General features: G+C 62.7%; 16 protein-coding genes. 10 read left to right on the forward strand and 6 right to left on the reverse strand.

Annotated elements, in window-relative coordinates:
• The first annotated feature begins 23 nt into the window (after positions 1-23).
• Both NGR_RS07510 and NGR_RS07515 read left to right on the forward strand, forming a co-directional pair.
• On the forward strand, positions 24-1,004 hold the full coding sequence (locus NGR_RS07510) for an NAD-dependent epimerase/dehydratase family protein (protein WP_015887649.1): 981 nt from the start codon (positions 24-26) through the stop codon (positions 1,002-1,004).
• Between the two features lie 46 nt (positions 1,005-1,050).
• Positions 1,051-2,040, forward strand: coding sequence for a sugar-binding protein (locus tag NGR_RS07515; protein WP_015887650.1), 990 nt, complete (start codon positions 1,051-1,053; stop codon positions 2,038-2,040).
• 63 nt (positions 2,041-2,103) lie between these two features.
• Here the strand turns inward: NGR_RS07515 and NGR_RS07520 are convergent, their stop codons facing one another.
• The gene (locus NGR_RS07520) at positions 2,104-3,501 is read right to left on the reverse strand and encodes a family 16 glycosylhydrolase (protein WP_015887651.1); all 1,398 of its coding nucleotides are present in this window, start codon (positions 3,499-3,501) and stop codon (positions 2,104-2,106) included.
• 170 nt (positions 3,502-3,671) lie between these two features.
• On the opposite strand from NGR_RS07520, the gene NGR_RS07525 reads away from it, so the two are divergent.
• Both NGR_RS07525 and NGR_RS07530 read left to right on the forward strand, forming a co-directional pair.
• Complete coding sequence (locus NGR_RS07525; RefSeq protein ID WP_015887652.1) at positions 3,672-6,395, forward strand: PAS domain S-box protein; 2,724 nt, start codon at positions 3,672-3,674, stop codon at positions 6,393-6,395.
• Positions 6,392-6,757 (forward strand): response regulator, encoded by a 366-nt coding sequence (locus tag NGR_RS07530; RefSeq protein ID WP_015887653.1) that lies wholly within the window; start codon positions 6,392-6,394, stop codon positions 6,755-6,757. Before NGR_RS07525 ends, NGR_RS07530 begins: the two co-directional genes overlap by 4 nt.
• Before the next feature lie 28 nt (positions 6,758-6,785).
• Here NGR_RS07530 and NGR_RS07535 read toward each other — a convergent pair whose 3' ends face one another.
• The 5 genes from NGR_RS07535 to NGR_RS07555 all read right to left on the reverse strand — a co-directional run bounded on the left by NGR_RS07535 (position 6,786) and on the right by NGR_RS07555 (position 12,008).
• Positions 6,786-7,523 carry an ABC transporter ATP-binding protein gene (locus NGR_RS07535; protein WP_015887654.1) on the reverse strand — a complete coding sequence of 246 codons (738 nt, stop codon included), beginning with the start codon at positions 7,521-7,523 and terminating at the stop codon, positions 6,786-6,788.
• A 1-nt stretch (position 7,524) separates the two neighbouring features.
• On the reverse strand, positions 7,525-8,370 hold the full coding sequence (locus NGR_RS07540; protein WP_015887655.1) for an ABC transporter ATP-binding protein: 846 nt from the start codon (positions 8,368-8,370) through the stop codon (positions 7,525-7,527).
• Positions 8,357-9,232 (reverse strand): ABC transporter permease, encoded by an 876-nt coding sequence (locus NGR_RS07545; protein WP_432654023.1) that lies wholly within the window; start codon positions 9,230-9,232, stop codon positions 8,357-8,359. The genes NGR_RS07540 and NGR_RS07545 overlap by 14 nt, the downstream gene beginning before the upstream one ends.
• 26 nt (positions 9,233-9,258) lie before the next feature.
• Complete coding sequence (locus NGR_RS07550; protein WP_015887657.1) at positions 9,259-10,287, reverse strand: ABC transporter permease; 1,029 nt, start codon at positions 10,285-10,287, stop codon at positions 9,259-9,261.
• Positions 10,288-10,418: 131 nt separating this feature from the next.
• Complete coding sequence (locus tag NGR_RS07555) at positions 10,419-12,008, reverse strand: ABC transporter substrate-binding protein (protein WP_015887658.1); 1,590 nt, start codon at positions 12,006-12,008, stop codon at positions 10,419-10,421.
• 125 nt (positions 12,009-12,133) lie between these two features.
• On the opposite strand from NGR_RS07555, the gene NGR_RS07560 reads away from it, so the two are divergent.
• The 6 genes from NGR_RS07560 (at position 12,134) to NGR_RS07585 (ending at position 19,810) form a co-directional block, all read left to right on the forward strand.
• The gene (locus NGR_RS07560; protein WP_015887659.1) at positions 12,134-12,847 is read left to right on the forward strand and encodes a FadR/GntR family transcriptional regulator; all 714 of its coding nucleotides are present in this window, start codon (positions 12,134-12,136) and stop codon (positions 12,845-12,847) included.
• A gap of 74 nt (positions 12,848-12,921) precedes the next feature.
• Entirely contained in the window at positions 12,922-13,896 is a 975-nt protein-coding gene (locus NGR_RS07565; protein WP_015887660.1) for a mannonate dehydratase, read from the forward strand.
• Between the two features lie 218 nt (positions 13,897-14,114).
• A complete protein-coding gene (locus NGR_RS07570; RefSeq protein WP_015887661.1) occupies positions 14,115-14,810 on the forward strand; it encodes a GntR family transcriptional regulator in 696 nt (231 codons plus the stop codon).
• Between the two features lie 393 nt (positions 14,811-15,203).
• The gene (locus tag NGR_RS07575) at positions 15,204-17,987 is read left to right on the forward strand and encodes an ATP-binding protein (RefSeq protein WP_015887663.1); all 2,784 of its coding nucleotides are present in this window, start codon (positions 15,204-15,206) and stop codon (positions 17,985-17,987) included.
• A gap of 89 nt (positions 17,988-18,076) precedes the next feature.
• A complete protein-coding gene (locus NGR_RS07580) occupies positions 18,077-18,625 on the forward strand; it encodes a transporter (protein WP_015887664.1) in 549 nt (182 codons plus the stop codon).
• A 354-nt stretch (positions 18,626-18,979) separates the two neighbouring features.
• A complete protein-coding gene (locus tag NGR_RS07585; protein WP_164923959.1) occupies positions 18,980-19,810 on the forward strand; it encodes an alpha/beta fold hydrolase in 831 nt (276 codons plus the stop codon).
• Positions 19,811-19,956 lie beyond the last annotated feature (146 nt).

A 19,956-nucleotide genomic window follows, 5' to 3' on the forward strand; every position in this document is an offset into this window, starting at 1 on the left:
TTAGCTATCAGCAGGAGGAGAGCATGCTGATCCTTGTCACCGGGGCAACGGGCAAGGTCGGACAGCATCTCATCGCTGGGCTGCTTGACGATCCGCGTTTTTCCAGGGCGCGCATCCGTGCGCTTTGCCACAACCGCCTGTGTGCCGAGACAGACCGTGTCGAAGTGTTCCGCGGCTCGATCGCCGAGCGCGACGTCGCGGCCCGCGCGCTCGTCGGAGTAACGCACGTCGTCCATCTCGCCACCTGCAAGGAAACGCCCGACAGCGTCATGGACGTGACGGTCAAGGGCCTGTTCTGGCTGCTCGAGGAATTCCGCTTGAGCGAGACCGGCCGGCAGTTCATCCTCATCGGCGGCGATGCCGGCGTCGGCCACTTCCACTATCGTCACGATGGCCCCATCACCGAGGCGACCCCGCATCGGGCCTATCCGGGCTGCTACGCCCTGTCGAAGGTGCTCGAAGAGGTGATGCTGGAGCAGTATGGCATCCAGTACGGCATCAACGGCTGCTGCCTGCGCGCGCCCTGGATCATGGAGAAGGACGACTTCAAATTCTCTCTATCCTTCGGCGACGATGTGTTCGGAGGCCCGGTCTGGAAGGACCTCGTCCCTGAAGCCGATGCGAGGCGCTATGCGAAGGACGGCACGGTGCCGTTGCTGCTGGACGCCGACGGGCGACCGCTGAAGCGCAATTTCGTCCATGTCGACGACCTGGTCTCGGCGATATTGGCGGCAATCGATAACCCCCGCGCGGTCCGGCAGCTCTTCAACGTCTCGATGGATCGACCGGTCGATTACGGCGAAGTCGCCACCTATCTCGCCCGCACGCGCGGTCTCGGCTTCATCGACATTCCGAGCCGCTTCCACTCCAACTGGATGGACAACAGCAAGGCCAAATATCTGCTGGACTGGCAACCCGGCTACGATCTCGAGAAGCTTATAGACTCGGCCTGGCAGTACGAACGCGCGGAGGAGGATCCGCGCATCGTCTGGTACCCCGGCTGACTGGTGTCGCGGACATGAGGTGTCCGTGCGTTCAAGGGAGGAAAGCATGAGAAAGGCGTTATTGCTTGCCGCGGCCGTCCTGGCGCTCAGTGCCGGAACCGCTCTGGCCCAGAAGAAGCAGCTTGTCATTGTCGTGAAAGGCCTCGACAACCCGTTCTTCGAGGCGATCAACCAGGGCTGCCAGAAGTGGAACAAGGAAAATCCGGATTCGGAATATGAGTGCTTCTACACCGGCCCCGCCTCGACATCCGACGAGGCCGGCGAGGCGCAGATCGTCCAGGACATGCTGGGCAAGGCGGATACGGCGGCGATCGCCATTTCGCCCTCGAACGCCAAGCTCATCGCCCAGACGCTCAAGACCGCCAATCCGACAGTCCCTGTCATGACGCTGGATGCGGACCTCGCGGCCGAGGATTCAGCGCTGCGCAAGACCTATCTCGGTACGGACAATTACCTGATGGGGTTCCGCATCGGCGAGTACATCAAGAAGGGCAAGCCGAATGGCGGCAAGATCTGCACCATCGAAGGCAATCCCGGCGCCGACAACATCCTGCGCCGCGCCCAAGGCATGCGCGACGCGCTGACCGGTCAGAAAGGGCTGGCGGAACTCAAGGGCGAAGGCGGGTGGACGGAAGTCGCCGGCTGCCCGGTCTTCACCAATGACGACGGCGCCAAGGGCGTGCAGGCAATGACGGACATCCTTGCCGCCAATCCCGACCTCGATGCCTTCGGCATCATGGGCGGCTGGCCGCTGTTCGGCGCGCCGCAGCCTTACCGCGACCTGTTCAAGCCGATGGCCGACAAGATTTCCAAGAACGAATTCGTCATCGGCGCTGCCGATACGATCGGCGAGGAAGTGGCCATCGCCAAGGAGGGTCTGGTGACCGCCCTCGTCGGGCAGCGGCCCTTCGAGATGGGCTACAAGGCGCCCTCGGTGATGATGGACCTGATCGCCGGCAAGCCGGTCGAGGATCCGGTCTTTACCGGTCTCGACGAATGCACCAAGGACACCGCGGATACCTGCATCCAGAAGTGATCTTCCGGCAGACGGATCGGCGGCCTTGGCGTTGCCGATCCGTCAAGCCCTGCTCGTCATCGTTCAGATCTGCCAGTCGGCGTCCAGTTGATAGGCCCTGATATAGTCGATCTTCATCTGTGACCCGTCGGCGAGCCCGTCGCTCGGAGCCCCGGCGATGCCGCCGACCGCCAAGTTGACAAGCATATACATCGGATCGTGCATGTCCGACGGCGTGTCGGCGCGCGCAATCGCCGCATCGTCGAAGTACCAGACGATCTCATCCTCGGTCCAAAGCACGCCGTATTTGTGAAAGCCGCTGGCGTCGGCAACCTTCACTGCACTCGCAATGCTGGTCTGCGAGCCGGTCTCGTTGGAGTGGACCGTGGCGATCACGGTATTCGGATCCTGGCCGCGCATTTCGACGACATCGAGTTCCGGCGGCCAGGATCCATCGGCGGGCAGCAGCCAGAAGGCCGGCCAGACGCCCTGGTCGTCCGGCATGTCGGCGCGGATCTCGAAATAGCCATAGGTCTGGGCGAAGGACGAATGTGTCGTCAAAAGTCCGGACGTGTAGTCATAGCCGTTGATTTCGGCCTGAATTGCCTCCGAAGCCGGTTTGGCGGTGATCGTCAGAACGCCGTCATTGACCGAGAAGGGATTGGCAGAAGCCGTCGGCTGGTAGGTCGGATTGATGTACCATTGCAACTCACCGTTTCCGGAAAGCGAGCTTCCTTTCTCAGGTGCCCACCAGAATTTTGGATCCCAAACGCCACTCGTGCCGCTTCGAAGCTGAAGCGTGGTGAACTCGTCCGAAAATGTCTGCGTCAGCACAAAGCGATCGAGGCTGAGCCTGAATTGATGTGCCTGCAACTGGTCGGCCGTTGTATTGGCGAACACCAGGCTCTCGCCATCTGCCAAAGCAAGCCGCAGATTGGCCCCTTCCTGGCTCGCATTGGCGAGGACCTGCTGGAAGGACGTAAACCCGTAGCCGTCCAGGCGAACTGTGTCGTCGAAGTTAAAGTCGGTGATAAGGTCGCTTCCGTTGCCGCGCGCGAACACGAAGGTGTCGGCCCCGCCCGCGCCGATCAGGACGTCGTCACCGCCGCCGCCATCGAGCGTCTGGCTTCCCGAGCCGCCCTTGATAATATTGTCAGTGTCATTGCCGAAGGCGAAGCGGCCGCTTCCCGTGACCGTCAGGTTCTCGAAATTCGCCGGCAGCGTATAGCTCATCCAGGTGCTTATCGTATCGACGCCTTCGCCGGGGGCTTCGTAGGCCCGGTTGATCCCCGAATAGAGATAGTAGATGTCATCGCCCTTGCCGCCGATCATGGTGACGTTGACGGAACTGTCGCCCCACATGGAATCATTGCCGGCAGTGCCATAGAGTGTTGGCCCAGATCCGGTGGCGGAAAACCAGGCCGTCGAGGTTCCGCTATAATAAAGCGGCTTGCCCACGGCATTCAGCACAGTTCTGCTCATCACATGTCTCCAAGTTTGATTGACCTCCTTCGCAAGCCCGAGGCTACGCCCTCCGGCCGCGAACCTACCACCCGAGGCGCGGTTCCACACCCCTAGCTCTTTTGGGGCGTTTTGGAACAAAGCTCCGCTCACCGGCGTTGTCTCGTGCTATGCGGCGTGCGGAGGGAGCTATGTGCAGTGCGGAGACTCTGCCCAAATTCGTTTTGGGCGATCTTGGTGTCTTGGGGTCACCGGATTTTCGAGCGGCACTTGATGCACTGGCCGTTGCCGTCTACACCACCGATGCGGAGGGCTACGTCACCTATTGCAACCCGGCCGCGGCCGATCTGGCAGGGCGTCAGCCGGAACTCGGCCAGGACCGTTGGTGCGTCAGCTGGAAGCTTCGCCGGCCCGATGGCTCGCCGTTGCCGCATGACGAATGCCCGATGGCAATGGCGCTGAAAGCGCGCCAGCCTATCAGGGGACAGGAGCTGGTGGCGGTTCGTCCGGACGGCTCGACCGCGTTGCTCCTGCCGCATCCGACACCGATCTTCGATGAGGCCGGCGAACTGACCGGCGCGGTCAATCTCCTTGTCGACATCACCGATCGCCAAAGCGCAGAAAAGGATTCCCGCTATCTGGCGGCAATTGTCGAGTCCTCCGACGACGCCATCGTTACCAAGGATTTGAACGGCGTCATAACAAGCTGGAACAAGGGCGCCGAACGGCTTTTCGGATATGCGGCCGACGAGGTCGTGGGCAAGTCGATCACCATTCTCATGCCGCCCGGCTATGAGAACGAGGAGCCCAATATCCTCCGACGCATCCGCAGCGGAGAGCGCATCGACCACTACCAGACGACGCGCCGCCGCAAGGATGGTGCCCTGGTTGAAATCTCGCTGACCGTTTCGCCGGTTCGCGATGCCGCAGGACGTATTGTCGGCGCGTCGAAGATCGCCCGCGACATCACCGAACAGAAGCGGTCCGGCGAGGCGCTGGCGGTGCGCTTGCGCGAACAGGCTGCACTCTATCGCCTGACCGAGAGATTGCACCGGGCCCAGAGTGTCTCCGAGGTCTACCAAGCGGCGCTGGATGCCATCCAGGGGGCGCTCGGCTGTCACCGCGCCTCCATTCTGCTTTTCGAAAGCGCCGCAACGATGCACTTCGTTGCCTGGCGCGGTCTTTCGTCACAATATCGGGACGCAGTTGACGGGCATTCCCCCTGGACGGCCGAAGAGGAGGACCCGGAGCCTATCTTCCTCCAGGATGTAGCACACGCCGAGGCCCTGGCCGGCCTCAGGGCGATAATCGAAGCGGAAGGCATTGCGGCGCTCGGCTTCATTCCGCTCGTCGCCGACGGCAGACTTATCGGCAAGTTCATGACCTATTACGACCTGCCGCATGTCTTCACCGACAATGAGATCGGCGTGGCACTGACGATCGCCCGGCAACTCGGCTTCAGCATTCAGCGCATGCGCACCGAAGAGGCACGGCGCCTTGCGGAGCAGCAGTTGCGGCAGAACGAGGCGACAGAGAGGGCACGCGCCGCCGAGTTGATGGCCATCATGGAGGCCGTGCCGGCCTCGATCTGGATCTCGCGCACCCCGGATTGCCGCGTCATCAGCGGCAACCGAGCCGCCTATGAACTCCTTCGGCAGGCACCGGATACGAACCTGTCGCTGTCGGCCCCGGCCGACGAGCGTCCTGACAATTTCCACGTCTTCTCGATGGGAAAGATGCTATCGCCCGACGAACTCCCGGTGCAACGCGCGGCGCGCGGCGAAGCGGTGCCTGACTTCGAGGAAGAGGTCCGCTTCGACGATGGAACATCGCGTTACCTCTTGGGAAAGGCGACCCCGTTGCGGGACGCCACCGGCGATGTGATCGGCGCTGTGGCGGCATCGGTGGACATAACCGAGCGCAAGCAGGCCGAAGAAGCGCTGCAGGATAGCGAACGACGGCTGCAGATCGCGCTTGGCGCCGGACGGATGGGCGCCTGGGAATGGAACATCGGCACCGGCGAGGTGATCTGGTCGCCGGGTCTCGAGGCGCTCCATCATATCGAGCCGGGAACATTCGGAGGCACATTCGCCGATTTCAAGCGGGACATTCATCCCGACGATCTCCCCCTTGTCGAGCTCGAAATCGCCAAGGCGATGCAGACCCGGGAGGATTACCACATCGTCTACCGGATCAGGCTTCCCAACGGGCAGATCCGCTGGATGGAAGCGTTCGGGCAGTTTTCGCCGCAGGATTCCGCGAAGCCGGGCAAGCTCGCCGGCGTTTGCATGGACATTACCGAGCGCAAGGAAGCCGAGTCGCAGCGCAACCTTCTCGTCGCCGAGCTCAGCCACCGCGTCAAGAACACGCTTGCAATCGTAAGCTCGATCGCGCGCCAGTCCTTTTCGGTCAACCCGGATGTCCACGAGGCGCATCGCTCGTTCGACGCCCGCATCAGGGCGCTCGCCCAAACCCATACGCGTCTCGCCGAAGCAAGCTGGTCAGGCGTCGCGCTGGAAACCGTGCTGTTCGACGAGCTGACACCCTATCATGACGACGCCAAGAACAACGTGACGCTCTCCGGTCCGCCGACAATGCTGCCGCCGAAGTACGCCCTGACCCTCGGCATGGCGGCGCACGAACTCGCCACCAACGCGGCCAAACATGGTGCGCTTTCGGTGAAGAACGGCAGCGTCGACATCGAATGGTCTGCCCGGGAAGCCGATCGGCTGCAGATCCGCTGGCGCGAATCGGGCGGTCCGCCGGTCCTCACCCCGAAACGCAACGGATTCGGCCGCTTGCTGCTTGAACGCGTCCTCGCCTCCGACCTTGGCGGCGAAGTCCAACTGGAATTCGCGCCGCAAGGGCTGGTCTGCACGATCGATGTCCCCTACCCTCGCGAACCCTCCCCATGACCGCCGCGCAGCCATGCCGGGTCTTCGTCGTCGAAGACGAATTTCTGGTGGCACTGCAAATCGAGGACGATCTAATCGCGGCCGGATATCTGGTGATCGGACCGTTCACCAGCCTCAGCACATCGATCGCGGCATCGCGCGCCGAGACATTCGACGTGGCGACGCTGGACCTCAATCTGCGCGGCGAGTTCGTCTACCCGCTCGTCGACGAGCTGCTCGAACGCCATGTGCCCGTCCTGCTGCTCACCGGCTATGCCGGGTCCGATCTGCCGGAGCGCTTTCGCTCCCTGCCGCGCCTCACCAAGCCGTTCGACGGCAGCGAGCTCGTCAACAGAATCAGAAGCCTGGTTCCCGCGGCATGAACACCCCCGGTTACATGCTGACCTCAAACTAAAGGAAGCTCGCTTCGAAGAGCTCGCGCGCATAGCTGTGATGGGCGACGCCGCGCCGCAGGTCATCCTTCGTCAACTCGTCGACGAAGACCCCGTTCTTCATCACAAGCACCCGGTCGCACATATGGGCGACGACGGCGAGATCGTGGCTGACCAGCACGAAAGTGAGGCTTCGCTCGTCGCGCTGGTCCGCCAAGAGGTTGAGCACCTCGGCCTGGATCGAAACGTCGAGCGCCGAGGTCGGCTCGTCGAGCAGCAGGATCGGCGGAGAGAGGATCAATGCACGGGCGATCGCGACGCGCTGGCGCTGGCCGCCCGAGAGCTCGTGCGGGAAGCGATTGGCGAAGTCGGCCGGCAGGCCCACCTGCCGCAACGCCCGCAACACCTTCTGCCGATCGTCCGGATAGCCCATCGCCCTCAAGGGCTCGGCGAGCGCCGTGCCGATGCGGTGGCGCGGGTGGAGCGAACCGTAGGGGTCCTGGAACACCATCTGCGCCAGCTTGAGCTCGTCGCGCCCGCGGGTCTTTCCGACCTCGCGCCCCTCGAACCAGATGCTTCCCGTCCAGCCGCCTTCGAGGCCGGCCAGCGAACGCAGCAGCGTCGACTTGCCGCAACCGGACTCGCCGACGATGCCGAGCGTCTCGCCCCGCGCCACGGAAAAGCTGACCTCGCGTACGACATGATGGCGGCCTTGGCCGTGGCCGAAGGCCACATCGAGTTTCTCGACCCTGATCACGCTACCTCTCCCCGATGCGGTCGAGCGCCTGGCGGTCCATGACGGCGAGGCGCCGCACCGGATGGCGCGCATCCGGCATGGCCGCGACAAGGGCTCGCGTATAGGAATGCCGGGCCGCGTCCAGGCTGGTCAGTTCCTCGACGATCCGGCCGCGATACATGACGACGATCCGGTCGCAGAAGCTGGCGACCATCCGGATGTCGTGACTGATGAGGATGAGGCCGGAATTGTTCTCGCGCACCAGCTCATCGAGCAACAGCAGAACGTCCTTGCGCACGCTGACATCGAGCGCCGAAGTCGGTTCGTCGGCGATGACGAGCTTCGGCCGCGCGATCAGCATCATCGCAATCATCACCCGTTGGCCCATGCCGCCGGAGATCTGGTGCGGATATTGCCCCATCACCCGGTCCGGATCGCTGATCCGCACCCGCACCAGCATGTCGCGCGCCGCCTTCAGCGCGTCGTTGCCCTTGAGACCGAGATGCAGCCGGGCGGATTCGGCGATCTGCTTGCCGATCGGTAGCACCGGGTTCAGCGAATAGCGAGGATCCTGCATGATCAGCGCCATGTCCCGACCCCGCAGCCGGTCCATTTGCCGTTGCGTCTTGTCGAGGATCTCCTCGCCGCAGAAAGCCATCCTGCTGGCGGTCACGCCGGCTTTGGTCGGCAGCAGCCGCATGATCGCCCGGCCGGTCGTCGACTTGCCGGAGCCGGATTCGCCGACGATCCCGACGCGCTCGCGGCCGACGTCGAAGCTGACATCGGTGATGGCGGCAATTGCGTTCCGGCCGAAGCGAACATTCAGGTCGCGAATGGAGAGGATCGGCGAAGCGTCACGATCTTGCATGGCGTGGGTCCATGATGTCGCGGAGCGTATCTCCGACGATGTTGAAGGCGAGGCTGGTGAGCAGGATGGCGATACCAGGCATCACCGCCACCCACCAGAAATCGAGCATGAACTTGCGGCCGCTCGAGATCATCGCACCCCATTCCGGCGCCGGCGGCTGGGCGCCGAGGCCGAGAAAGCCGAGCGACGCCGCCGTCAGGATGATGCCGGCCATGTTGAGCGTGAGGCGCACGATGACGGAGGGGACGCACATCGGAGCAATGTACAGGAAGAGGATCCGAACCGGGCTTGCGCCATAGAGCCGGGCGGCGGCGACATAGTCCGCATTGCGGACGACCAAGGCCTCGGCCCGGGCGAGGCGGGCGATCGGCGGCCAGGCGGTGAGCGAAATCGCAATGATCGCCGTCGAAAGGCTGGCGCCGAGCGCCGCCGCGAAGGCGAGCGCCAGGATCAGCGACGGGAAGGACAGCACGATATCGGTGGCGCGCATCAGGATCGCGTCGGTCCGCCCGCCGAAGAAGCCGGAGACGATGCCGATGACGAGCCCGATCGGGCCGACAATAATCGAGACGAAGAAGATCGTCTGGATGGTGATGCGCGATCCGTAGAGGAGGCGGCTGAAGATGTCGCGCCCAAACTCGTCGGTGCCTGCGAGATGCGCGAGGCTCGGCGGCTGTAGGGCGTTCGACAGCGATTGGGCGGTTGGGTCGTATGGGGCGATGATCGGCGCAAAGGCGGCCACCACCAGGAGCAGGCCGATGATCGCGAAGCCGGCAAGGCCGAGCGGCTCCTCGGCGAGCTTGCGGAAAGCGCCACGGACGGCCGCGCCCATGCGCGCCATCAGACCCGGCGACTGCAGCATTTCGGCATCGGTCTGGATCGCGTCACTCATCGGGCCACCTCCCGGGTCCGCGGATCAAGGACCGCATAGGCGATGTCCGCAATGAAGTTGAGCAGCATGAAGACGAAGCCGACGATGATGGTTGCCGCGAGCACGGCGTTCATGTCGCCGATCATCAGGGCATTCGTCATGTATTGGCCGATCCCCGGCCAGGAGAAGACGATCTCGGTCACCACCGCTCCCTCGAGCAGATTGCCGTAGGAAATTGCCAGCACCGTGATGAGCTGGACGGCAATGTTCGGCAGCACGTGATGGGCAACCGTGCGGGCCGGCCCCGCGCCCTTGGCACGCGCCGCGATCACATAGTCCTGGCTTAGCTGCTCCAGCGTGAAACTGCGCGTCATGCGGGTGATATAGGCCATGGCCATATAGGCAAGGATGGCGGCCGGCAGGATGATGTGGGACAGCGCGTTCCAGAAAATCTCGGTCTCGCCGGCAAGAAGACTGTCGACGAGTAGCATGCCGGTGACCGGCTCGACCATGCCTTCGTAGAAGACGTCGATCCGGCCCGGGCCGCCCACCCAGTCAAGCGCCGCATAGAAGATCACCAGCCCGACGATGCCGAACCAGAAGACCGGGGTCGAGTGCCCGACCAGCGCCACGACGCGGGCGAATTTGTCGACAAAACTGTCCCGGAACAGCGCAGCGGCGAGCCCGAGCGGGACGCCGACGACGGCGGAGATGATGACCGCCAGCGTCGCCAGCTCGAAGGTTGCCGGAAAGGCCTGCAGCATGTCGCTGGCGACCGAATTGCCCGTGAGGATGGCCTGGCCGAAATCGCCCCGGAACAGGCCTTGCAGGTAGATGAAGAACTGCTGGTAGAGCGGCAGGTCGAGGCCGAGCCGCGTTCGCATCGCCTCGTAGGCGGCTGGATCCGCCAGTTCGCCGACGATCGCGCCGACCGGATCGGACGGCAGGACACGGCCGATGACGAAGGTGACGCAGAGCAGGATGAACAGGCTGACGATCAGGTGCAGGATGCGCCGCGCCAGCTCACTTGCGGTAAGTTCCTTCATGGCCGTGTCCCGGACGCTGTAGATCACGGGGATTCTGGGTCTGATCGACCCAAATCATAAAACGTGATCGATTCTAAAAGGTTAGAGCGGCATGCGGGCGGAAAGCCGCCCGCACTTTTCCTTATCCCGCTCTAGTCGGATGCCTTGGTGACGCCTTCGAGACGCGTCAACAGACTGGGGTGACCGACATAGTCCTTGACGCGCGAGTTGACGACGATCGGCTCGAAGCGCTCGAAGAGCGGCAGCACCGCCGGTTTCTGCTCGACGAATTTCTCCTGCATCTCAACATAGAGCGCGCCGCGCTTCTTCGCGTCCGGCTCGAGCGAGGCCTTGGCGGTCAGCACCGTCAGCTCCGGTATGTCCCAAGCCGAGCGCCAGACGAAATTGCCCGCATTGTTGGCCTCTTTCGAATTGTCCGGATTGCTGGAGAACTGTTCCATGGCACCGAGCACGTTCGGCATATAGGCGCCGGTCTGCGGAATGAGCAGGTCGAAATTGCGCGCCCGGTGATCGGCGATGATGTCGGAGCCGTTGCCCTGCTGGATGTCGACCTTGATCCCGACCTGGCCGAGCGAGCCTTGGATCGCGGTCGCAAGGTCGATGCGCGGCGTCTGCGCGATGGTCTTCAGCGTCAGCGAAAACCCGTCCGGATAACCCGCCTCCGCCAGCAGCGCCTTGGCCTTCGCCGCATCGAAATGCCAGTCCGGATTGGGAATGGCATATTCGTAATCTTCCGGCACCGGCACGTTGCGGACCCGGCCGTAGGGCCCCATGATCGTCTGTTCGATCCCCTTGTAGTCTATGCTGTAGGCGATCGCCTTGCGCACCTTCGGATTGGCGAGATATGGGTTGCCGGCATTCATCGACAGAACGTAGAAGCCGCCGGTCGGCACCCGCTGAACCTCGAAGCCTTGCTGGCCCTCGAAGGTCTTCAGATCCGCCGCGCTCAGCGCGCTGGCGATATCAATGTCGTTGCGCTCCAGCATGAGGCGCGCCACCTGGCTTTCCGGCACGTGCCGAACAATGACGCGGCGCATGTGCGGCGCCCCGCCGACATACTTGTCGTTCGCCTCGATGATGACCATTTCATTGGGCGTCCAGCGCTTCAGCGTGAAGGGGCCCGAGCCTGCCGAATTGGTGCGCAGCCAGGCATTTCCGTAGTCGTTGTTTTCGACGTGCTTCTTGACCTCGACGCTGTCGACGATGCTTGCGACGTTCATCGCCAGCCGGTAGAGCAGCAGTTCCGCCGTGGTTTCGCCGGAGAGTTCGATGCGCACTGTCTTCGGATCCACCGCTTTGACGAGCTTGTCGACATTGTCGGCTTTGTAGCCGATGCGCTTGAAATTGGCGGCGGATGCCTGATCCAACTTGGTTAGCCGCCCGAGCGAATAGACGACATCGTCGGCGGTCACCGGGTTGCCGGAGGCGAAGGTCGCATCACGCAGATGGAAGGTGATGCCCTTGTCGTCGATCTCCCAGCTCTCGGCGAGTTGCGGCGCAATCTTGCGGTCTTCCGTCTTCACCAGCCGATCGTAAAGATTCGACATGATCTCGATGGCCTTTGCCTCGGTGGCCTGCTGCGGATCGAGCGACAGGACCTGGGCGAGCGAGGTTCCGATGACCAACTGGTCCTCGGGAGTAGCAGCGTTGACGGTCGGGGCGGCAAAGTTCAGGACGATTGCCGCGGCCCCGGCGATGAGCCCCTTCGAAAAATGCTTCATTGAAACTCCTCCCTGGTCTACTATACAAGACGTATTATGTCGTCCGTATGTCGTATTATGAATTAGCGGCATTCGACGACGTTGGCAAGAGCTTTCCGGCGACAGCGCCAAAGAGCAGGGCAGCGATGAAGAGGGGAACGATGACGGGCGGAAGGCAAAGACTGGCGCAACAGGTGATCGACGAGCTGCGCCGGCAGATCGACGTGGGCAAGTTGAAGGAAGGCGATCAACTGCCGACCGAGCCGCAATTGGAGGCGAGCTTCGGCGTGAGCCGGACCGTGGTGCGCGAGGCGATCGCCGACCTGCGCGCCGCTGGCTACGTCCGTCCCATCCAGGGCAAGGGCGTCTTTGTCAGCGACCCCAAGGCAAGCCAGCGCTTCAGCCTGACGCCGGTGGAGATAAGAACCATCCCCGAAACCCTCGAACTCCTTGAATTCCGGCTGGCAACCGAGTGCGAGGCCGCGGCGATCGCCGCCTATCGCAGAACCGCCGAGCAGGAAGCTGTAATCGCCGCCGCCAACAAGAAAATGGCGCAGCTCATCGACGATGGCAAACCGACCGTCGAGGCCGATTTCGAATTCCATATGGCGATCGCGGCAGCCACCAACAACCGCTTCTACCTCGACGTCATGCGTCAGTTCGGGCCGCGCGCCATTCCCCGCAGCCAGTTCACGACTCTTCCAGAGGCTGCCAACAAGGCCTATCTGCTCGGCGTCCACGAAGAGCATGTCGAGATCGCGACGGCCATTGCCGACCAGGATCCCGAGCGCGCCCGGCAAGCGATGCGCAAGCATATCATCGCCAGCCAGCGTCGGTATCGACGGCTCGCCGAGCAATAATCCGCTCGACAGTCTGAGAAAATTCATATTATGTCATATGACATCATCGAATCCGTATGGGAAGGAGCCTGTCCGTGTATGTAGGTACGCAGGTCGCTGCTCGCGACGACGAGGATTACCGGGTCTACGCCCAGCTTGGCGTCAGGAACATCTCAGCCGATCCGCCGGGCGACCCGGCAAGCTGGACGTTCGAGGATCTGGAACGGCATCGCGACCATGTCGAAAGCTTCGGGCTGGTGCTCGACATGATCCAGCTCCCCCTGCCCTCGAAGCCGATCGAGAAGGCTTCCTATCCGGATATCCTGCTCGCCGGACCGGAGCGCGATCGCCAGATCGACGCGGTCTGCCGCATGATCGAGAACTGCGCCCGGGCCGGCATTCCGGCGGCCAAGTACAATCTGAACCTGATCGGCATCCCCCGCAGCGACATGGAACGCGGCCGTGGCGGCTCGATGAACGAAGCTTTCCGCTGGGAGAGGATGGACCAGAACGCTGCGCCTGGACTGGCCGGCGTGCTGTCGGAAGACGAGAACTGGGAGCGCATCGACTATTTCCTGGAGCGGGTCGTGCCGGTTGCGACGAACAACCGTGTGCGCCTCGCCTGCCATCCGCACGATCCCTACACGCCGCCCGGCTATCGCGGCGTGACGCGCGTCCTCGGCACGGTCGACGGGCTCAAGAAATTCGTGCAGATGCACGAGAGCCCCTATCATGGACTGAACTTCTGCCAGGGCTCGATCGGCGAGATGCTGGACAACCCGCACGAGGAGATCGACGAGGTCATCCGCTGGTTCGGCACGCGCGGCAAGATCTTCAACCTGCACTTCCGCAACATCAGCGGCGGCAAGCTTTCCTTCATGGAGACCTTCCCCGATGAGGGCGACATGGACATGGTCCGCTCGCTGAAGATCTATCACGAGGTCGGATACGAATATATGGTGATGCCCGACCACGTCCCGACGATCAGCGGCCGCGACCCGACCGGCGTCGCCTTCGCCTTCTGCTACGGCTACATTGCCGCCCTCATCGAGTCGCTTTCTGCGAAGTGAGCCGCGAACTAAGCGGCATACTTCTGAACGTTCCTTCCGACCGGCAGACGGGTCTCTTGCGACCCGTTTCTCGGATGCACGATAATGCGTTCCCCTGCTGACAGAAGTGTTCCCACGTGATATTATGGTATCCCATAATACGCGACGAGCTTTGTCGTCTCGGAGATTCTTATCGATATCGCGCATTTGCCACGGGGTGTTGGCGGAAGGGAGTGTCCATGAGCGCGTCTGAACAGCCGATGCGGGTACTCCGGCCGGAGAAGACCCTTCGCGAGCTTGCTCTCGAAAAGATGCGCGATGCTATCGTCAACATGCATTTCAGAGCCGGCGAACGGCTTGTCGAGCGCGACCTGTGCGATCAGCTCGGGGTGAGCCGGACGATCGTCCGCGAAGTGCTGCGCCATTTGGAATCCGAAGGGCTTGTCGCCATCCAGCCGAACCGCGGTCCGATCGTCGCCGAGACGACCCCGGAAGAGGCCCGGCAGATCTACGAGATCCGCGGCGTGCTCGAAGGCATCGCCGCGAAGGCCTGTGCCGAACAAAGGCACCCGGCCGTGGTGGCCGAGCTCGAGCGCATCCTTGCGCGCATCCGCGCCGCCTATGCCGCCAACGAACTCGCCGCGGTTCTCAACGCCACGACGGATTTCTACCGCACGCTTTTCGAGAATTCCGGACGCCACGTCGCCTGGGGCATCGTCAATTCGATTACGGCCCGGATCAATCATTTGCGGTCCATGACGATCAAGACACCCGACCGTGACAAGCAGGGCCCGGCCCAGATGCAGAAGATCATCGAGGCGATTAAGGCCGGCGATGGCATGGCGGCCTATGAGGCGGCAAATGTGCATGTCACAAATGCTGCCGCGATCGCCGAGGCGCTTCTGGCGGAACAGCAAGACGCGAAAGCGGGGTGACAGGGTGTCGCTCCTAGTGGTGAAAATCTGACGCTTGGTACCCGGCGCGAATTACCTGTTGCGACCCTGTGCGGTCATCGGAAGCAGTCGTGGGGATTGGCTCGATTGCGCGCCATTGCAGCCGCTCCGTCCATTGCAATAGCGAGCGTTCCTCCCCATTCTTGCTCGCCTCCAGGTATTCGAACCTGAAACGCCCAGATTGCATCCGAGTGCAATTGGTGAAGCTATTGAACACGCCTTGCTTGGGAAAGCGCCGGTCAAGGCTATATGGCGGCATCGTCGATCCGATCCCAAAGTGCGGTAGCCGTGAAGGGCCTCAGGAGCCATTTCCTTTGTTATTTGACATCCCATGCGCCATGGGCTCAACCTGCACGCTCTCGTGGGGGCTGTTGCGTGGAAGATGCATTCCATTTCGGTTCGTTCTCGATAGCGCCCGCCAGGCGCAGCCTGCTACGGAACGGGAGCGTCATCCCGCTGGGAAGCCGTGCCATCGATATCCTCCTGTTTCTTCTCTCCCATCCAGGCGAGCTGAAAACCAACGCCGAAATTGTCAGGCAGGTCTGGCCGGACACTTTCGTCGAGGAGGCAAATCTACGCGTACACCTCTCCGCGCTTCGGAAAGCGCTGGGGGACACCCAGCGCGAACCCCAATTCATCGCAAACGTTCCGGGACGGGGGTACAGGTTCATTGCACCGATTGAACGCCGCGGCCGGGCGGTCGTTTCCTCGCCCTCTCTCCTCCGACTGCGCGCCGAGCGTCCCCCGCCCCGCATCTTTGGCCGCGAGCGCGTCGTGGCGACCATCCTCGACCAGCTCGGCAGGGGACGTCTGGTAACTGTCGCCGGGCCAGGCGGAATAGGAAAATCCACAGTCGCCAGGGCGGTAGTTTCGAACCTGACCAGCGACAGCGAGGTGCTCTGGATCGACCTGTCGGAGTTTGCGAACGGTGACCTGATCCCGACGGTGGTCGCCTCGGCCTTGGGCGTCCTCTCCAGAACAGACGACATCATCCGCGATATCGCTTTGGCTCTGCAATCGCGTGCCCTGCTTCTGGTAATGGACAGCTGTGAACATGTGGTGGTCAGCGCAGCCGAGTTCGTGGAGAACCTCCTGGCGGACACGGCAAACCTCCGCATCCTCGCGACAAGCCGCGAGCCGCTGCGCGCAGAAGGAGAACGGGTCCATCGTCTCCTCCCCCTTGATGTGCCGCCGCCCGAAGCCGCCGCGGAGAAAGCGCTGACATGGCCAGCCGTCCAGTTGTTCGTCGATCGGGCGGACGCGTGCCTCGGCGGCTATGAACTCACCGACGACGACGCGCCGTATGTCGTCGAAATCTGCACAAGGCTGGATGGCATCGCCCTCGCGATCGAACTGGCCGCGGGCCGTCTTGAAGCGATCGGCGTCCATGCGCTGTCCCGATCCCTGACCAACGGCTTCAAGGTACTCACACGAGGACGGCGAACCGCGCTTCCGCGCCACCAGACGCTCCGTGCCACCTTGGACTGGAGTTATCTCCTCCTGCTGCCACAGGAGCAGCAAGCTCTCAGAGAACTATCTGTCTTTCGCGGGCGCTTCACGCTCGAGGCCGCAATCGCCGTCCTCTCGAACCCGGAGGCCGACGAGCTTATCGCCGCCCTCGTTGCCAAATCCCTCCTCGTCGCAGAAACGCCTTTCGAGACACCGCTCTACCGCCTCCTGGACACGACACGCCTCTATGCGTCCGAGCGACTTCTGGAATCTGGCGACACTCGCACCGTGATGACGAGGTTCGCGCTCTATCTGATCGGCCTCCTTGAGATTGCGGAGGAGGACTTGTATTCGACGTCGATCGATTGGCCCCAGGATTTCGTGCAACAGGCGCCCGGTCTCCGCGCCGCCCTCGACTGGGCCTTCGGCGCCGCCGGCGACGACCTCCTCGGCGTCCGCCTCACGGTCGCCGCCCTGCCCCTGTTCTTCCGGCTGTCATTGCTGGACGAGTGCCTTTCGGCCGTTACTCTTGCGATCAACTATCTGGACCCCCGCCCCGATCTCGACGAACGAAGCAGGATGAAGCTCTATGCCGCCCTCGGCTGGCCGCAGATGCGATCGACCGATGCCCCCGAGCATGGCATTGCGGCGTGGACTACGGCGTTGGCAATCGCCGAAAAACTCGGCGACGTCGATCACCAGCTTCGCGCGATCTGGGCGCTCTGGGTCGATGCGATAAACCGCGCCGAACCCCGCTCGGGCCTTTCGCTCACGGAACGCTTCGCGGTGCTTGCCGCCGACTCCTCCGATCCAGCGGACGCGATCGTCGGCAAGCGAATGCGTGGGGCGACCCTGCATTGGCTAGGGCGGCACGACGAGGCGCGAGACCAGCTACAGAAGATGCTGGCCGAATACGAGGGCGTGCCTCGCAGCCGGCACTCGGTTCGCTTTCAGTTCGATCAGAGGGTGACGGCGAGGATCATTCTGGCCCGCTGCCTATGGGTCCTCGGCGACGAGGACTCGGCGCTGCGAGAGGTCGAAGAAACCGTCCGCTACGCGACGGACATCCGGCATTATCTCTCGCTCACCAATGTCCTGGCCGAGGCGGCTTGCCCGCTGGCGCTGCTGGCCGGCCGGGACGACCTGGCGACGGAATACATCCGGTTGCTCCGCGAGCACACGATGGCGCTCTCCCTCGACGTCTGGAACGCCTATGCCGACTGCTTCGAAGCGGAGCTTCTTCTGCGGGCTGGATGTTACGGCGACTGTGCTCGACAAATTCGGCGGAGCATGGATGTGCTGCGGCAGGCCGGGTTCACTCTCTTCCTGACGATATTCCAGGTTGTGGAGGCGCAGGCCCTTTCCGGGTTGGGCCTCCACGACGAGGCGCTCCAGATAATCGACGCTGCGCTTCAGCACTGCGCTTCCTCTGGAGAGCGATGGTGCCTCCCCGAACTTCACCGCGTCGGCGGTCTCATCGCCCTGGAAAAGCAGACCTCGGACGCTTCGTCGTTGTCTCTGACGCATTTTCAGGCCGCCCTCGAGGCCGCCAGACAGGATAGTGCGGTTGGCTGGGAACGTCGCGTCGAGCGCGACATGGTTTTCCGACGGCTCTCCTCCGCCGTTTCCAGGGCCGAAGCGCCTAACGATCACCCTGCTTGTCCGCCCTCGTCACCCAAGGACGACGCTCCCCCGGCCGGAGCCACTTGAAATCTGCGTGTCCATTTACATGGATTTACAACTCTCAACTCGTAGGCCTTCCGCAGTCAGTGCATGATCTGGCGGAAGAGGAGAGTGCAATGGACGGTCCCATCCGTTTTCTCATCATCATTGCCGTGGAGGACAGTGATGGAATTTCCAATAGCGGAGTTTGGATACCAAAAATCGCGCCTCCTTATTACCTGTTCAAAGAAGTCCCCGCCGAGGTCGCCCTGGCAACGCCTTCGGGCGGCTTCGCGGCTCTTCTCGGCCAAACTGGGCATGGTTCTTCCGACCGGGAGCCGTTTGTTCGGCGTTTCCTGTCTGACCGGGAAGCGCGGGACGATTTGGCCGACACGCTCAGCCTAGGGCAGATTGTCGCTGACGACTTCGATGCCGCATTCTGCGTCGGCTTTTCCGGCTCCGTCTGGGGAACGCACAGTCGCGGCCCAGGTCCTTTGATCAAAACTTTCTTGGAAGACGGAAAGCCCGTGGCGATCATCCCCGGCCAGCAACTGGAGATCGCTCCTGAGGGGGCAGGACCGGGTCTTCTCATTATCGGAGACAGCGATCAGTCGCCCGTTCTGGCAGCACACGCGCTCGTGAAGGTGGTGGTCGAGCGCAGGGAACTCATGGCGAGATCGGCCTGACCTACCTTTTTTTGTGCTACGCGCGAGCCAGCCCAGTTCTCCGGTTCTTACAGCCACGTCCGGGCCGAGTATGATGACGGCTGCGAGCTTTTGCGGGGGGTCTTCTCAGCTTCAATTTGCACCGATTTACGACGCTTAACTCGTCTTCGCGATGAAGCTGCGTCACGTTGTTCCCATCGAAAAAGCGCGGAATGAAAGGACGCAGTCATGAATGAGCGGACCATTTCACTCACGGCGCAAACCACGCGACGGGATGGCCTCCTGGCGGGAGGCGCCGCGCTCGCCGCGATGGCTCCTGCCAATAGCTCTCTCACCGCCGCGAAAGCGGCTCCATCTACAAAGGAGATTCAAATCATGTCGTTCATCAGGACCGAGGACGGTACGGAAATCTTCTACAAGGACTGGGGACCACGCGAAGCCCAATCCATCGTCTTTCATCACGGGTGGCCGCTGAGCGCCGATGACTGGGACGCCCAGATGATGTTCTTCCTGGACAAAGGCTATCGCGTCATCGCGCATGACCGCCGCGGCCACGGCCGCTCCACGCAGACCTGGTCCGGAAACGAGATGGACACCTATGCGGCCGATGTTGCGGCGCTGACCGATGCACTTGAACTCAGGGACGCGGTCCATGTCGGCCACTCCACGGGCGGCGGCGAGGTCGCGCACTATGTCGCAAGGGCCAAGTCCGGGCGCGTGGCGAAAGCCGTGCTGATCGGCGCGGTTCCGCCGGTCATGGTGAAGTCGGACAAGAATCCCGGCGGCCTGCCAATCGAGGTTTTCGACGGCTTCCGCGCCGCGCTCGTCGCCAACCGCGCCCAGTTCTTCCTCGATGTTCCTACCGGACCGTTTTACGGCTTCAACCGCCCCGGCGCCAAGGTCACCCAAGGTGTTATCGACAATTGGTGGCGGCAAGGCATGATGGGTGGCGCGAAGGCGCATTACGACTGCATCAAGGCCTTTTCCGAGACGGACTTCACCGAAGACCTCGAGCGGATAACGGTGCCGACGCTGGTCATGCACGGCGACGACGATCAGATCGTCCCCTATGCCGACTCCGCTCCGCTTGCGGTCAAGCTCCTGAAGAACGGCACGCTCAAGACCTACGAGGGCCTGCCTCACGGCATGTGCACCACACACCCCGAGATCATCAACGCGGACCTCCTGGACTTTATCCGCGACTGATCGGCTTACCTTGGCGCGGAGAGCCGCACCGCGACTATAGGTGCGGCTCCACATTCTGTCTGCCCACAAGGCAAGCTATCGGCGGCGCTGTCCTCATCATGGCGCCGGTGCCATGACCACCCTCAACGCTGCTACTCAAGCGAATA

Origin of the sequence: Sinorhizobium fredii NGR234, from assembly GCF_000018545.1 — a bacterium.
GTDB lineage: Bacteria > Pseudomonadota > Alphaproteobacteria > Rhizobiales > Rhizobiaceae > Sinorhizobium > Sinorhizobium fredii_A.